We start from the raw sequence: 15,612 nt of genomic DNA on the forward strand, positions 1-15,612 counted from the left end.
CAAAAAAAAGAAACTTGCTGCTGCAGCTCATTTTAAAAATATTCACTAATCATTGTTCTATTTACTTTCTTCAGCTGAACTGTCATAATTATAGAATGAAATCGCTATCATTCACAGGACGATTTCCACACATCGATAGACAAAAAATGGAGGATAGATCGCGTGACTATTTTAGAAGAATACCATTTCGGCGAATACCTAGGCGTTTCCAGTTACCATCCCTACTCGCTTAATTACATGGAACATTTTCATCGTTCCTTTGAATTGCTTTTTTGTAGTGACGGCGAAGCGGTTGTCAAAATCGAAGAAAGTCCCTATGTCCTTACAACTGGCCAAGTGTTATTAGTCATGCCTTACCAGACCCATGCCATCGAAACCCCTAAGGAATCACAACTGCATATTCTGGTTTTTTCGCCGGAGTTTATTCCAGATTTTTATGCCAAAACCAAAGATTTCGCTTTGTCAGATCCCGTTATCACCATTGATTCGTCTGTCGCAAATCAGCTGTATTATCCTTTATTTGAAACGGATTCCCTCTATTTACGAAAATCGGCACTGTATCAAGTCCTTTACCTTTTTGAGCACCAAACGACTTTACTACCAGCCAAAAACCAAGAGGATATCCTGATCCAGCTGCTTGCCTATATCGAGTCACACTTCAAAGAAGAGCTGACGCTCGAAAAACTAAGCAGCAGTATCGGTTATAGTAGCGTCTACGTTTCCAGAATGATCACTGAGAAATTGAAAAGCACCTTTCCTCGGCTTTTGAATCAAGCAAGAATTCGCCATGCCTCTTTTTTGCTGACTCATAGTCTCTTGCCGATTACGGAAGTAGCAGAACAGGCTGGCTTTCAAAATGTGCGAACCTTCAATCGAAATTTCAAAGCTTTGACCTCACTGACTCCGAAAGAATACCGCTTAACACACAATGCTCATTTTTCGTTGCTGAAGGAATAGCGCAAAAAAGCAGCTTCACTTACCTATAAAGTGAGCTGCTACAATCTTACTCGTTTTTCTAGTCAGCCTTTTGCCACGTTCCCAGAAAGTAGTGAAAAACATTCTAACTCTCCCCTTCTTCATAGAGAAATGAGCAGGAAAAGACCAATTGCCAAAATGAACCTTTGTTGTTTTACCGATTCCGCAACGCTATGCCTGATTTATAGCACCGTATGTTCTTGCTTAATGCCGTTTGCTTTATCGAAGCTTCTTGGAACATCGATCAAGGCCAAGAAAAATGATTCACGACTAGCCAGTCTCTGACTTCCGTCAGATCAGAAAAAGTTTTCACCTGTGCAGCTACTTCTTGCTCAAGTTTTGGCTGTTTAAGCAAAGGATACTTCCCATTTTTCTTGACTGGCAAAATACTCAAATCATCCGCAATCAGAAAAGCTGGGATCTTGGCTTGTTTTGCGGCTCTTATGCCGGCTAGAGAATCTTCTAATACCAAGGCTGCTTCAGGCTTTACGCCTAATTGTTGGCATGCTGTCAGAAAGATTTCTGGATCAGGTTTGCCCTTTCGCACTTGATCCCCAGAAACCACCGTATCAAACCAATCTGGCATCTGTTCCATTTCAAAATACGCCTTGATTTTTTCTTTCGACGAAGAGGACGCCACGGCTATCAAGCAATCTTGTTTTTTTAATGCTTCCAATAGTTCAAGAAGGCCGGGCTTTTTGAACACCCGCTTTTCTTCAGCTAAAATCACTTCTTTCTGACGATTCATCGCTTCTCGCCACCGATCCGTTGGTACCGTACTGCCATAAAGTTCCTGCATCCCTTTACGAATATCTGCTTCCGTTCTGCCAGTCAGGTAATAATAAACATCTTGGCAAACTTCAAAATCATACTCCTCCGCGGCTCTTAAATAGGCGCGGTAAACTAACCGACCTGTTTCAAACATCAAACCGTCCATATCAAAAATCACCAGTTTTATCTTCTCCATCCTATGGCCTCCTTTGCTTTTCTGCGAATAAAAAAGCAATGGTACCAAAATCCTTTGGCACCCATTGCTTCATCTTGTTTATTTACAGCTGACTGCTCAACTTAGCAATGATTTTACATGCGCCAAATGGCTGTCAGCCTTTTCCCGCCCTTCTTTTACTAGCGCTTCTGACAGAATGAAGGAGCCGCCAACCGCTAATACTTGCGGATCAGATAAATAGTCTTGAACATTTTCGAGAGTGATCCCACCAGTTGGGACAAATCGAATATCGTAAAACGGACCGCTGAGGGCTTTGATTGCCGGTAAGCCCCCGTAGATATCCGCAGGGAAAAATTTCACAACTGATAAGCCATAATCCGTTGCCCGTTGAATGTCATTTGGGGTAGCTGTCCCTGGAAACACTGGAATGTTTTCGGCAAGACAAAATTCCACCACATCAGGTACAAGAGCAGGGGAAACAATAAAGCGCGCCCCTTTCTCAACTGCTGCTTTTGCTTGTTCTAAGGTGCGGACCGTGCCTGCGCCTACGATCAATTTGCCCGATTGAGAGAGTTTTTCAATCGCTTCTAAAGCAAGGGCACTGCGGAAGGTCACTTCAATAAAATACAGTTCATGCTCAATCAGCAGTGATTCTACTACTGGCAAATAGGTAAGGTCTGTTGCCGTGTAAAGGGGCAACACCCTTGTTTTTGCCAATTGTTCATAGAGTGTCATACACTCTCTCCTCCCTTCGTTCCCCTCGATTGCATTTGCTCTTTCAAGACGGCTTCATGAAGCCCTTGAAGATAACTGATACCAATCGCGCGATCATACAGACCATAGCCTGGCATCGCCACTTCCCCCCAGATCGTCCGCCCGTGATCAGGACGGATGACACCATCAAAACCGACCTCAACCAAGGCTTTCATAATGGCATACATATCTAACGATCCTTCAGTGGAAAGATGGGCAGATTCTTTAAATTTGCGTTCCCCCATAAACAACACATTGCGAAAATGAACAAAGTTGATGCGGCCTTTTAAGCCATGAACGATCTCCACCATGTCGTTTTCTGGATCGGCACCTAACGAACCGGTGCACAACGTCACCCCATTATAAGGCGAATCCACGATGGCCATGATTTTTTTCAAGTCCTCTAAATTTTTGGTGATCCGTGGCAAACCAAAAATTTCCCAAGGTGGATCGTCCGGATGGATCGCCATTTTCACATCTACTTCTTCACACACAGGAATGATCCGCTTTAAGAAATAGCTTAAGTTATCAAAGAGGATCTCTTGAGTGACCCCTTCATAAGTTGCCATCAAACGCTGGAACTTTTTCAGTCGTTCTTCTTCCCAGCCTGGCAATTTAAAGCCTTTTGATTGGCTATGGATTAGCGTATACATCTCACTAGGTTCCATATCATCCACAACGGCTTGATCATAGAGCAAGGAGAAGCTGCCATCCTCGTTTTGATAAAATAGGTTTGTTTTTGCCCAGCCGAAGATCGGTTTGAAGCTATAGCAGATCATATGTACATCACAAGCTGCTAAATTCCGAATCGTTTGAATATATTGATCGATGTAGTGATCCCGTTCCTCTGTTCCAGCTTTGATCGCATCGTGGATCGCGACACTCTCAATCCCTAATAGCGAAAGATGCTCTTTTTCAATTGATGCTTTTAGTGCGTTGATTTCGGAAATCTCCCAGACATCTCCGGGCATTTTATTCAGAAGTGTTCCTACAATGCCGTGCATTCCTGGAATTTGTCGAATATTCGTTAACGGGATCGTATCCCCTTCCCCGTACCATCGAAACCCCCATTGCATTTGCTGTCACCCTTTCGTTTTTAAAAATCATCGTCCTCATCAGTTTCTTCGCTACTATCACCTGCTGAAGAATTGTGCCAAATCGCTACACTGTTTTCTCCTTGCTGGATCACTGCTGCCACCGCCTGTTCAATCGGTGTCGCCAAAAATTGATGATTGATTGCTTCTAATACCATCGGTAGATTCACTCCGCCGATCACATACGTCTTTTCCTGAAGTGGTTCATCTAATTGATTGATCGTTACAACCGACTGATTGTAGGGACTGGCACTCAATAGATCAGCAAACACCACGACACCGTCCCCTTGATCTGTTTCATGGATTGCTTCATGGATTTTGTTTCCCAGAAGTTGAATATCCTCTCCGTGGTTCAAATTAACGACCGCAATATTTTCGACACTGCCCATGATCACCTCTGCGGCATCTTTAAAACCAGTACTCAGCTGTCCGTGAGTTGCCAATACGATTCCTAACAAATGTTGTTCCTCCTTTTTCGCTTCCTAACCAAATAACGCAAGGACTTTTTGCATATTCCTACTATTCAGCTCTTTTTGCTTTAATTGTTTTTTAGGCAACACATACGTCTGATCCTGTTGCTTTTCTGCACAAAACAGATAGTTGATGCTGCCCATTGCTTCACTACTGTGTTCGATTGACAACTGCTGGAGTTGCCCTTCATTGAATTGCTTGCCGATAGCTCGAATCGGAGCATCGGCACCAATAGAATCTAAATAATAAATCTTCGCATTCGGCCTTACTGAATCACGTAACACTTCCAACCCGCGTTCTCCGTAACTTCCTTCATCAAGAAATGCGAAGGCCGTCGTTGTTTGACTGTTTTGACTGATTAGGGACAGCAGCGCTAAGATAGAGGAGGTATTGCGGGTTAGATTTTGCTGAAATCCTGCCCCGCGGCTTACGCGATTTAATAGCAGAAAATAAATACCGACCCCTGAAGCAAAAAGCGCTGTTTGCCAAGACAATAAGGGAAATCTCCCTGAGGCAAAGTGGATATAAAGCCAGGTACCTAACAACCCTAAAAGAATCATCACTGCTGAAGCAGTCAGAATAAATTGATTTGTTTTACGGCCTTGCTCCTGCCGATCAAAAAAATGGTAATCGCCGAAATGCTCTGGCGGTGTATCATAATATGTGCAGATGATCCGTTTTGCTTTGGTCAGATCACCAACATACAAATTGCGTGAGGCGTTTTTTTTCGTGTGATCATACTCGATCACCTGAAGGTCTTTGCGAAATGGAATGATATCCGCGATGAGTGCCTTCAAAAATCTTTGTTTGCTTTTATCCGTTGATCGCGACCGATAGACATATCGATAACGAAAAAGCCAATCACGAAATGCTTCTGTTTGATTCATGGCGGATTCTCCTATTCACAAATTACTGACAAGGAAGGAGGAACTCTATTTTTATAAGACCCTCCGCCTTCCTCTTCAACAGATGACGAACGCGCTCAATGATTACAAATTGAACTGCTTCAACACATCTTTAAGGGTTGATTTCGGTGCAGAAGGTGTTGCTTGAAAATAGATTGATTCCACACCGTACGCTTCGTTCATTTCTTTGAGTTTTTGCGCATCAGCTTGATTTAAATAAACAGATTTTGTTACCAAGAGATCTTTCTCGGGATCTTTTTGGGCGATACCGCCTATGTTCAATTCTTTCATTGGCACGCCGTGTTTGACTAAGTCGTACATCACACTGACGGTTTTAGCGATCAAAATACAGTTGTAATCTTTGAAGTTGTATTCATCCCAGTAAAATTTGGCTTTTTCTGGTGTAACGACGATCGTTTTTTGCCCTGTGCGGCTACCGGCATTTTTGTATAATTCCCGCATGAACTTATCCTTAGCTACTACCTCATCCACTACAAAGATCGAGTTGACTCCGCTTTTTTGCGACAAGGTCATCATGACCTGCCCATGGATCAATCGTTCATCTACTCGTGCTAAATTTACTACACCCATTGTTGACACTTCCTTTTCTTATAAAATACCGACACCGGCTAAAATAATCAGAATCAAAGTCAGCCATAGCAATGCTTGCGTGACTTTTAATCCTTTCTTTGTATAGAACCAGTAGACGCCCATTACAACTGCTAACGGCAAGATCCCTGGTACAATCTGATCAAGGATATCTTGGATAATAAATTCTCGTCCAGAAATATCAAACTGCAGCGAAGAACTGACTTTGACATAGTTTCCAGCCAGAACCCCCATCATAAACAAACCGAGAACCGACAGTGTTTCAATGGCAGTTTGAACACCTGTACTCTGCATCAAGCCAGTTGCGTTGCGTCCCATTGAGAACGCTTGGCGGGCAAAAAACATTCCTAGAGAAACTTGATACAGTGCAAAGCAAATGAACGGAAACAACGCACCTAGCGGACTTCCTTGCTGTGCCCAAGGGACGGCAATCGCAATAAAGATATATTGAACGGTTCCTGAGTCGATGGCATCCCCGATTCCTGCTAAAGCACCCATCAAACCAGCTTTCGTGTTGTACATTAGATCATCCTGCATCAAGATCTCTTTTTTCTCATGCTCTTCCTCGGCTCGCTGTTGTTCCATTGATGACATCAGCCCAGTAATAACACCGCCACCCCAACTTAGCTGGGTATTGAAAAACAACAGTTGGCGTTTGTAGGCAGCTTTCAGTGCCTCATCGTCTTTGTAAAGTTTGCGCAAAATCGGCATCATGGCGTATAAAAGCGATGGTGATAAATACCGTTCAAACGAATGCGGGATCTCATTGGCGAAATGCCATCTTAGGTATGCTTTTGTGACATCTTTCTTCGTGATTTCTTCCGGTGCGCCTTGCGCTTTTTGAATTATTTCGGTCATTACTGCTCCTCCTTATCGATTAGAACCCGTCATCATAGTCATCGTCATCATCAAAGGATGGTGATGCTGTATTCGTTTCTGGGGCTGGGGCCAATTTTCCTTTTTGTGACTGAACAAAAATCAACGCGATCAAAATACCAAAAATCGCATAGGTGACCATGGTAATTTCCAGCGAACTGAAAACTACACTCATGAAATAGGCCAAGAAGAAAAAGACCATATAATCTTTTCGACCGATCACATAGACGGTAGTTGCAATCCCGATCGCTGCCAATCCGCCGCCGACTACTTCTAAAATATGGATAACGACTGTCCCCTCAAGAGCATTGATGACATCAGCAATCAGTGGAGCGCCTAAATAAAGTGCAATAAATACCAGCGGAACAAATAAAATAAATGAAGCCAGCGTTGGGTATAAAATTATTGAACGAGTCATTGCTTTGTCATTAAGATCTTCCACTGCTTTATCCGTATATTTTCCTAAGAAGGTATTGATAAAGAAACGGAACTGATATAAATAACTCCCAAGCAAACCAACAGGTACGGCAACAGCAATCGCTGCTTCTGGTTGCAGATTTCCTAGCAAAGCTACCGGTACGGCAATCGCCGCTGCAATCGAAGGTTCCGCCGGCATGGATCCGCCGGGAGAAAATACCCCCATGTAAATCATTTGTAAAGCGGCAGTGACGATCATGGCTTGAGGCACATTTCCCATCACCAGTCCGACAACTAATCCCGTCATCAACGGTGAAAAACGTAAAGTCAGTGTGGCGCCTCCGCCGAGCCAACGAGACATGACTGCTGCAACCCATAGCGCAATCAGTAAACTTTGTGTAACACTTAATGTATCCATTTTTCCTCCTCCTAAACTTCTTTCAAATAGTTTTCTAAATCAAGAACAGCTTCTTTCAAGCGTTCTTTGGTGATTAAGACTGGAATCAAGTGTACTTTTTCTTTTGAATCTATGAACTGCACCAACTGATCAATGACTTGTGCATCTTCAGGAAAAATACCCATTTGATGTAAACTCATTGGTAAGTGCAATTCTTGATAAAAGGGGATCAACTGATCGATGACCGTCCATTTTTCTTCAAGCGCTAATTGATAAAACATCCCATAGGCAACCTTTTCCCCGTGAAGAAAACGATGACTCTCAGGAAGATATTTACTGATGGCATCATGCATCGCATGCGCCGCTGCATTGCGGGCATATTTATCGCCTAGCCCGCCTACCATTCCAGCAACTGCAATAACGATCTCCGACAAATGACAAAAGGCGTCTGTCACTTCCTGCCGCTTCATATCTTCAATCGCTTGTTTCGATTGTGTCAAAATAGCTGTTTCGCATAATTTTGCTGTATAGCCTGCCATTTGCAAGAAAGGCTCATTTTTCAAATGTGGTTGGGCTAAGATTGCTTCCGATTCAATCCACTTTGCCAACGTATCTGCTAAACCGGCGATAAAGTAGGAGACTGGTGCATCGATCACTAACGTCGGATCGGTAATCAAAAAAGCAGCCTGTCTTAAATAGTGTTCCGACTTCCCTTCAGATTCTCCCGACTCTTTATACATGACAGACAAGGGTGTCCATGGTGCACAATTACTGGCCAATGTTGGGATCAGTCCAAAGGGTCGATTGACTACATGTGCTGCATATCCCACTAAGTCGGCTAACTTCCCGCCACCAACCCCCAGAATAAAATCGATCGCCAGTTCTTCAACAAGATCAGCAATCAGTCCAGCGCCATAATAGCTACATTCTCCTGTGTAGCGATGATAAAAAATTTCCAAATGCGCATCTTCTAAAAAGGGTAATTTTGGTTTCGCTTTTTCCCATGAAACCGTTCCATGTACGAGCAGCAGTCGTTTTACTTTGTACTCTTTTAATACTTCCGGCACATAGTCGATCGCGCCTTCATGGTAACGATAAACTTGCGGTCCAACCTTTACTTTTAAATCCGTTAGCACGAGCTTCACTCTCCTTTATACAGCCAAAAACCGACTTTCCGCTTGAACAGCACGGTCTGGCAGCAGTCCCTTAACGATTCGTTCAATATCCGTTACACATTTGTTTCCCATCTCTTCTAAGCATTCCATAGTATAAGCTGATGTATGCGGTGTCATAACTATATTTTCAAAAGCTAAATACGGATGATCTTTATGACCAGGCTCTTCCTCTAAGACATCGGTGGCAAGACCAGCGATTTTCCCACTTTTTAATCCGCTTACAATTGCCTCTTCATTCAAAAGTGCGCCACGGGCACTATTGGAGAGATACACTTGATCTTTCATTTTTGAAATTTCTTCAAAGGAAATCATATGATAATTTTCCTCCGTCAAGTTAGCACATAGACAAATAATATCTGATTTTGCTAGCAGCTCGTCTAGATCGACTTTTTTTCCGCCATAGCTTTGAATATGCAAAGCGGACTTATATGGATCGTATGCCAAAATCTCGCAGCGGAAACCATTTCTCAATATTTCTACTACACAACTTCCAGTATTGCCGACACCAATCACGCCTACTGTCTTGTTAAATAGTGCGCGTCCGACAAAGTTCGCTCGTTTTTCCCATTGATCTTCGCGGACTTTTGTATTCGATTCAACTGTACAGCGCAGAAGCGCCAATAGATTGGTCACATTATTTTCTGCTACTGCATCACGCTCGACCAAAGCTGGAATGATCGAAACAATCGTTTGGTGGTCCTTCGCTGCTTCTAAATCAATATTGTTATAGCCGATCCCGTGGCGTGTGATCAGTAGCAATTCATCTTTGTACTCAAAAAATTCTTTGGTAAAAAATGGGGTAACACTTGCTATAATGATGTTGTATCCCTTAAGCTTTTCTGCCAATTCTTTCCCGTTGATTTCGCTATCGAACGTGAAAGGACTGACAGTTCCGATTGCTTTCAACCGCTCGATATGTTGCGGAAAGATTTTTCCAAAGCTGCTGGAATTCACTATAGCGATCTTAAACTGTTCCATATTCTTCCTCCTTACTCTTTTGCAACAATCTCATGACCACCAAAACCATTCCTTAGCGCAGAGACGACTTTTGCTGAGAAACTGTCTTCTTCTTGGGACAAATTTCTCATAAACAAACTCATAGCGATCGTCGGTACAGCAACATTCATCTCCAAAGCCGTTTCCACTGTCCACCTAGCTTCACCAGAAGCTGCAACAACCCCGCGATATTCCTCCAACTTAGGGCTCTCATTAAATTGGGCCGCTGCGATTTCCATCAGCCAGCTGCGAATAACCGATCCATGATTCCATACCTCCGCGACGGAAGCCAAATCAAAGTTATAGGCACTTTGTTCAATCAATTGAAAGCCTTCACCGATCGCTTGCATCATTCCATATTCGATACCGTTATGGACCATCTTTAGAAAATGACCGCTTCCTGATTCCCCTGCGTAAAGGTAGCCTCCTAAAACAGCCACATCTGCAAACAAAGATTCCACCTCTAAAAAAGCGATCTCATTCCCGCCAATCATCAAACATGCATCTTTTCTAGCTCCGGAAACCCCACCAGAAGTCCCACAATCAAAGTAATGCACCTCTTTTTCTTTAAACCAGGCTGCTCGGCGAATCGAATCTTTGTAATTAGAATTTCCGCCTTCAATCACGATATCTTTCGCTGATACAAGGGTCCATAGTTCTTCAAGAACCCCCTCAGTCACCGTTCCCGCAGGAAGCATCAACCATAAAATCCGTCGGCCGCTAAAGGAATTCGTCAAATCAGCTAGCGTTTGATAGAGTGTGATTCCAGCTTCTTGCGCTGTTTTCTGCGCATGTACCGAAAGATCCAGCCCTTTTACTTGATAACCTTGATCTTTTAAATTGAGGGCTAAGTTCAATCCCATTTTTCCAAGTCCGATAATTCCTACCTCCATGATAGCGCCTCCATTTCATACTTCCATTATACAAAAAAATATTTTTTTGTAAACAATAAAAATAAAAATAATTTTTATTTGCTTTTTTTCTTTAAAAGAGGTAACGTAACAATACAAAGATGATAATGTTCATATAAAGGAGGTAACCGTCTTTGACTGTTTCGATTCGACTGCAAATAAAAACGCTTTATAAAGACTTAAGTCTCAAAGAACAAGCGATTGCCGACTACATTTTGGAAAATCCTAGTAAAGTCAGCCACAGTTCAATCAGTGATTTATCCAATGAATTAGGCATCGCTGATTCGACCTTTTTTCAATTCACAAAAAAACTCGGTTACAACGGATTTAAAGACTTCAAAATGGCAATGCTGATGCAGGAAAATGATTTTTCTGCCATTTCGATCCATGAAAATATCCAGAAGTCTGATAATGAATTGACTATGGCTCAAAAAGTATTTGATTCCAATATGACCACACTGACTGATACCAAAAATCTTTTAAAAGAAGAAGATTTAAAGATTGCTGCTGCAATGGTCAATAAATCTAAACGACTTTTTTTCTTCGGCGTTGGTGGTTCAGAAATCGTGGCAACCGATGCCTATCACAAATTTTTGCGCTCGCCGATCACTGTTTTCCACAGCAGTGATTATCACATCCAACTGATGGAGGCTTCATTGTTGACGCCAGATGATTGCGGCATTTTTATCTCTCATACTGGAAAATCAAGAGAAACCATTGAACTAGCTCAAGTTGCCAAAAACAATGGTGCCAAAATTATCGTCATTACTAGCCATGCTGCTTCTCCTTTAGCCAAACTCGGCGACGTGGTTTTCATCTCTATTTCCGAAGAAACTGAGTTTCGCTCAGAGGCATTGGCATCCAGAATCGCTCAACTGAGCATCATGGATTCCCTCTATGTCATCTTAATGTTTATTAATCGAGACAAAGCACAACAATCGATTGCCAAAATTCGGCGCTCCATTTCAAAAATCAAAGAACCCTGAGAAGGGAAGAAAAAAACTTAACATTTTTCTGTGTTTCGCTAAATCTTTTGTGAATCACGGTTGATATGCAAAAAAACTTGTGTGTTTTTTCCTGTCCTCTTCTTTGGTTTCTTAACAACTTTTTCAGTTCTGAAATTCAACTGCGGTGAGCCTGCCAAAAATCTTGTCCCTTACTCTTGCTGATATTCGCAAAAAAACCACATCACAAAGCTATCCGCTCTGTAATGTGGTTTTTTAAGACTATTTTTTGGGGTAAATCAATAACGACTAGACACAATCTCTGCTCCAAAGGGCATCAACGCTAAGCGCGCCATTTTCAATGATTGCGCCGCAAATGGAATGCCGATGATCGTGATGGCTAGAAGGACTGCGCTAGCTAAATGTCCTAAAGCCAGTGGTATACCAGAAAAAATCAACCATAAAATATTGAGAATCACGGACACGCCACCGCCACGGTAAACGATGTCTTTCCCAAATGGTGCTAATGACAAAGTCGCAAACTTAAAACATTGCAGACCAATGGGAATGCCGATGATGGTAATACACCATAAACACCCAGCCAAAAACCATGAGATCGCACCGATCAAGCCGCCAAAGACAAACCAAATCACGTTGCCTAAAAAATTCATCTGATTGCCCTCCTTCTCTTTTAATAAAGACTGCTCCTGTTTTAGCAAAGAAAGCAGAGGACATCGTTAGCACTCAGATGTGCACTAGCGTCCCTGCTCCTTCCCCTGCGCTCTTCTCTTTTTTCTTAATACAAGCGAAATACGTTATTTTGTAAAATGCTTATTGTCCAGAATCAACCGTTGATTCGCTGCTGTTATTTGATTCATTTGAGTCATTGCCGAAGACACCGGTGATCGAAGACCAGATGCCGCTAAAGAAGCTCTTGATATTTTCCCAAAGGCCCTTAGAGGTTTCTTCGATTTGCTTGCGGGCTTCTGACAGATCCAATTCTTTGATGAAGTCATCGAAGATATTGTTGTCTCGCATGTCGCTCATCAAAGAGGTCAATTCAGAAATTTGATTTTCCGTAACGATTCCTTCAAGTCCGTTGTCCTTCAAGGCTTTTTCTACTGTTTCTTGAATATCTGCTTGGGTTAATTCCGTACCATCTGCAGTTTGAGCAGCCAAATCGGTTTTCGCTTGTTCTTGCGCTGCATTCAAAGCTTCATCGGAATAGCCTTCTTTATCTTTATTCTCTTCGGTGATCGTAGACAGCACATCCATCTCATCTTGAGCTACGGCTACTCGATTCTGATTGATGACACCGCCTGATTCTTCAACGATTTTGTATACCCCAGCTAAAGCTCCGGAACCGTCGATCGGTACGGCAGAAGCGACCGTTAGCTTCGCATCAGTGATCCCTGCCGTCAGCGCTGCATTTTGGTACTGGGCTGCAGTGATGCGGGTAATGTTATCTGGTGTCGCGATATCGACAGTGATTCCTGCCCCGCTTTCTAAAGTCTGCATTCTGACCGAGCTATAGACCGCCCAATCTGCAGTAAAGCCGCCATCGGGAATGTATTTCATCAAGTCATTACCGTTTGTCGTATAAATCGGTGTTTCGCCTTGGATGCCTAAGCGCTCAAGTGTGTAGTCTTCTTGTGCTTTCGTCAAGGCATTTCCGATCGCCACAGCATTGACTTGCAAACGATCTGAACTGCTGTCAGAGGTACTTGTTTGACTGTCGGTAGTGGCTGTCGTTGCGGTAGAACTGCTTGTTGCAGTGGAACTGCTCGTCGTTGAATTGGTTTCGTCAGCAAAAACTTGTGGTGCTGCTAATAAAACTTGGCTAGATACCAAGAGAGTCGCTAAAATCATCGCTGGTTTTCGAGTCTGTTTTTTCATCACTATATCCTCCAAGTGTTGATCTCTTTTTCAGGGATTTTTCCCTCTTACTGCTGTTATTGTACTATAGGTTTTCTTGCAAAGCCTACGTCTAGGGTCTGAAATGAAGAAAAACTTAGAACTCTGCTGCTATTTAAAAAAAGTGTAACTTGGTTTTATCCTTGGTGCAGCAATGCTTTAGGCGCTTTTCTTTTCATCAACTGTTTTTTTAGCAAACCCAACAGCATAGGATTTGAAATGACTGCCCACTTTCCTCAAGCCGAGAAAGGCTCCCGTTAAAACTATCGTATAAAAGAACAACGGAAACCCTCCTAGTAAAAAAAAGACTTTCCCGGATTCCAGAAACAGCGGGTGACTCAGAAAGATCAATCGACTAGCCTCAGCTGCTTGTTTTGCTTGCCAAGTCCGCTTTTGTGGTTGCTGCTTGATCAGCCAAGCAAGGAAAAAAAGAGTCGTCGGCACAAAGAACAGCATGAAATTCTTATCGTCCCCCTGATTGAGATACACCAGTCGACCTTCAATGCCTAATAAGCAAAGAGAGACCGCAAATTTTCTGCCAAGATGCTTCGCGAAAAAAGGACGTTTCTGGTGTTCACCTAAACAAAACCCGCACAGCAAAAAAAGAAACCCATAAAAAAGACCGTTTCTCGTTGTAAAAAATAGGGTCCGATAATTTTGATAAAATACCAATAATGGTCCACTTAAATAACTGCTGTACGTTTCAAGACAGCCAATCAAATACAAACTGATCGCCAGTAAAAACTGCCACCGATAGCCAAGAAAACGGGTTTTCCTTACTAACCACATGCCAAAGAGCAACGCTGGAAAATACCAAAGATGGTACCAGACCCCTACTGTTAAAAAGCCAGCAGCCAAACCGATGACCCGTAATGGATCGGCAAGATTTTGCTGTCCTAAATAAAACCAACCTAAGGGAAGGTACACGATCGACCAACGCAAATAAAGCTTGAGTTGTCGTTTGCACCATTGCTGCCATGAACAGGTGCTCTTTTGAAAAAAATAGCCATTCAGCAGCAGAAAAAAAGGAACCGCCAAACGACATAAGAGACTCTTTAACAAAAAATGAAGCCCGTTGTTTTCTGCCAGTCGACCACAGTGAACGAGAATCACCAGTAAGGAAGCGAAGAATTGGGTATAGCCAATTGGAACCATAAGGTGTTTTGTCTTCATTCGATCGTTTCTCCTTTCTCCGTCAAATTTGATCAAACATACTTCACTCTACTGGACCTTTCTTTTTATGACCAGCACTGAAAGCTTCCAGAATAGAAAGACAGTGCAACAAGTAGAAACATTGATAAATAAAGGATGTTACCCTTTGTTGCATCGTTAATTTCATAGATCCTCGTTCGCATAGAAAAGAGTTTGCTATAATATATAAGAAGAATGATGGAGGCAAAACAGACACATGGATATTGGGAAAATTATTAAAGAAGAACGCACCAAACGAAATCTCACGCAAGAACAATTGGCGCAGGAATTTTTTGTCACTCGGCAACTGATTTCAAAATGGGAAAACGGCAAGAGCTATCCTGATCTAGACCAAGTAGTCAAACTGAGCAACTATTTTGAATTGACCTTGGACTATTTATTAAAAGAAGACAAACAGATGGTCCAAGAACTCAATCTGACCACCCACCGAAAACGAATTGGCCTCGTATTGATCGCCCTTTTGACTGTTCTCAGTATTAGCTTAAGTACGATTTTGCTGGCAGGATTTTGGATCGATCCAGTCTTTTTCACAAAAGAAGACCTAACGATCACTTCTATTAAAAAGTACCACTTGCCTGCCACTGAGATAACGAATCAGGAAACCGGACAAGTGATTCAGCTGCCTGAAGATACGGAATACTTGATCACTTATACGATCGATCGGCCAATGGTAAAAACGGGCCGTCTGTCGGGTTATAAAGAATACAGCAGCGAAAATGCCAGCCAATTAATGGTTTCGGGTTATCACGGTTTTCATTTTGGCACGCAAACAAGCAAAATCGTCATTCGCAGCAATCGCGAAGACAATTTAGCTGCACCAGAATTAAATGCAAACAAGGATCTTTATCTTCGTAATATGAATAAAGCGCGCGCCTATCAAAAATCTGCAGCAGGTGACGCATTTTCTATCGAAGACGAAGGCGATCTCCTCTTTACTGCAGAAGAACTGGAACAATTACCCTTTGAACAAGGACAACTGCCAGAGTAAACAAAAACCACCGAATCGTTTTGATCGGT

General features: G+C 42.5%; 17 protein-coding genes. 3 read left to right on the forward strand and 14 right to left on the reverse strand.

What is annotated here, in order from left to right; translation table 11 throughout:
- The first annotated feature begins 162 nt into the window (after positions 1–162).
- Entirely contained in the window at positions 163–957 is a 795-nt protein-coding gene (locus IGK63_RS12935; RefSeq protein ID WP_008380589.1) for an AraC family transcriptional regulator, read from the forward strand.
- Positions 958–1,219: 262 nt separating this feature from the next.
- Here IGK63_RS12935 and IGK63_RS12940 read toward each other — a convergent pair whose 3' ends face one another.
- The 11 genes from IGK63_RS12940 to gnd all read right to left on the reverse strand — a co-directional run bounded on the left by IGK63_RS12940 (position 1,220) and on the right by gnd (position 10,507).
- A complete protein-coding gene (locus IGK63_RS12940) occupies positions 1,220–1,942 on the reverse strand; it encodes an HAD family hydrolase (protein ID WP_008380587.1) in 723 nt (240 codons plus the stop codon).
- Between the two features lie 96 nt (positions 1,943–2,038).
- On the reverse strand, positions 2,039–2,656 hold the full coding sequence (locus IGK63_RS12945) for a bifunctional 4-hydroxy-2-oxoglutarate aldolase/2-dehydro-3-deoxy-phosphogluconate aldolase (RefSeq protein WP_008380585.1): 618 nt from the start codon (positions 2,654–2,656) through the stop codon (positions 2,039–2,041).
- Entirely contained in the window at positions 2,653–3,750 is a 1,098-nt protein-coding gene (uxuA, locus tag IGK63_RS12950) for a mannonate dehydratase (RefSeq protein ID WP_005234052.1), read from the reverse strand. Before uxuA ends, IGK63_RS12945 begins: the two co-directional genes overlap by 4 nt.
- A 20-nt stretch (positions 3,751–3,770) precedes the next feature.
- On the reverse strand, positions 3,771–4,226 hold the full coding sequence (locus IGK63_RS12955; RefSeq protein ID WP_008380583.1) for a PTS sugar transporter subunit IIA: 456 nt from the start codon (positions 4,224–4,226) through the stop codon (positions 3,771–3,773).
- 24 nt (positions 4,227–4,250) lie between these two features.
- Positions 4,251–5,126 carry a hypothetical protein gene (locus IGK63_RS12960; protein WP_008380581.1) on the reverse strand — a complete coding sequence of 292 codons (876 nt, stop codon included), beginning with the start codon at positions 5,124–5,126 and terminating at the stop codon, positions 4,251–4,253.
- 102 nt (positions 5,127–5,228) lie between these two features.
- Positions 5,229–5,735, reverse strand: a complete 507-nt coding sequence (locus IGK63_RS12965; RefSeq protein WP_005228434.1) for a PTS system mannose/fructose/N-acetylgalactosamine-transporter subunit IIB — start codon at positions 5,733–5,735, stop codon at positions 5,229–5,231.
- Positions 5,736–5,753: 18 nt separating this feature from the next.
- The gene (locus IGK63_RS12970) at positions 5,754–6,611 is read right to left on the reverse strand and encodes a PTS system mannose/fructose/sorbose family transporter subunit IID (protein ID WP_008380577.1); all 858 of its coding nucleotides are present in this window, start codon (positions 6,609–6,611) and stop codon (positions 5,754–5,756) included.
- A 19-nt stretch (positions 6,612–6,630) separates the two neighbouring features.
- Positions 6,631–7,464, reverse strand: coding sequence for a PTS mannose/fructose/sorbose/N-acetylgalactosamine transporter subunit IIC (locus tag IGK63_RS12975; protein WP_008380575.1), 834 nt, complete (start codon positions 7,462–7,464; stop codon positions 6,631–6,633).
- 11 nt (positions 7,465–7,475) lie between these two features.
- Positions 7,476–8,579 carry an iron-containing alcohol dehydrogenase family protein gene (locus IGK63_RS12980; protein ID WP_034872125.1) on the reverse strand — a complete coding sequence of 368 codons (1,104 nt, stop codon included), beginning with the start codon at positions 8,577–8,579 and terminating at the stop codon, positions 7,476–7,478.
- Between the two features lie 15 nt (positions 8,580–8,594).
- Positions 8,595–9,596 carry a D-isomer specific 2-hydroxyacid dehydrogenase family protein gene (locus tag IGK63_RS12985; protein ID WP_016612775.1) on the reverse strand — a complete coding sequence of 334 codons (1,002 nt, stop codon included), beginning with the start codon at positions 9,594–9,596 and terminating at the stop codon, positions 8,595–8,597.
- 11 nt (positions 9,597–9,607) lie between these two features.
- Entirely contained in the window at positions 9,608–10,507 is a 900-nt protein-coding gene (gene gnd / locus IGK63_RS12990; protein ID WP_008380568.1) for a phosphogluconate dehydrogenase (NAD(+)-dependent, decarboxylating), read from the reverse strand.
- A gap of 152 nt (positions 10,508–10,659) precedes the next feature.
- Here gnd and IGK63_RS12995 point away from each other — a divergent pair, with 152 nt between their 5' ends.
- On the forward strand, positions 10,660–11,511 hold the full coding sequence (locus IGK63_RS12995) for a MurR/RpiR family transcriptional regulator (protein ID WP_016612776.1): 852 nt from the start codon (positions 10,660–10,662) through the stop codon (positions 11,509–11,511).
- A 257-nt stretch (positions 11,512–11,768) separates the two neighbouring features.
- Here IGK63_RS12995 and IGK63_RS13000 read toward each other — a convergent pair whose 3' ends face one another.
- The 3 genes from IGK63_RS13000 to IGK63_RS13010 all read right to left on the reverse strand — a co-directional run bounded on the left by IGK63_RS13000 (position 11,769) and on the right by IGK63_RS13010 (position 14,556).
- Complete coding sequence (locus tag IGK63_RS13000; protein WP_008380564.1) at positions 11,769–12,140, reverse strand: YccF domain-containing protein; 372 nt, start codon at positions 12,138–12,140, stop codon at positions 11,769–11,771.
- Between the two features lie 160 nt (positions 12,141–12,300).
- Complete coding sequence (locus IGK63_RS13005; RefSeq protein WP_008380562.1) at positions 12,301–13,365, reverse strand: DUF1002 domain-containing protein; 1,065 nt, start codon at positions 13,363–13,365, stop codon at positions 12,301–12,303.
- A 177-nt stretch (positions 13,366–13,542) separates the two neighbouring features.
- Entirely contained in the window at positions 13,543–14,556 is a 1,014-nt protein-coding gene (locus tag IGK63_RS13010; protein WP_016612780.1) for an acyltransferase family protein, read from the reverse strand.
- 235 nt (positions 14,557–14,791) lie between these two features.
- Between IGK63_RS13010 and IGK63_RS13015 the strand changes: the two genes are divergently transcribed.
- The gene (locus tag IGK63_RS13015; RefSeq protein ID WP_008380558.1) at positions 14,792–15,583 is read left to right on the forward strand and encodes a helix-turn-helix domain-containing protein; all 792 of its coding nucleotides are present in this window, start codon (positions 14,792–14,794) and stop codon (positions 15,581–15,583) included.
- The last annotated feature ends 29 nt before the right edge of the window (positions 15,584–15,612 follow it).

This window comes from Enterococcus sp. AZ040 (assembly GCF_050499185.1).
Taxonomy (GTDB): domain Bacteria; phylum Bacillota; class Bacilli; order Lactobacillales; family Enterococcaceae; genus Enterococcus_D; species Enterococcus_D entomosocium.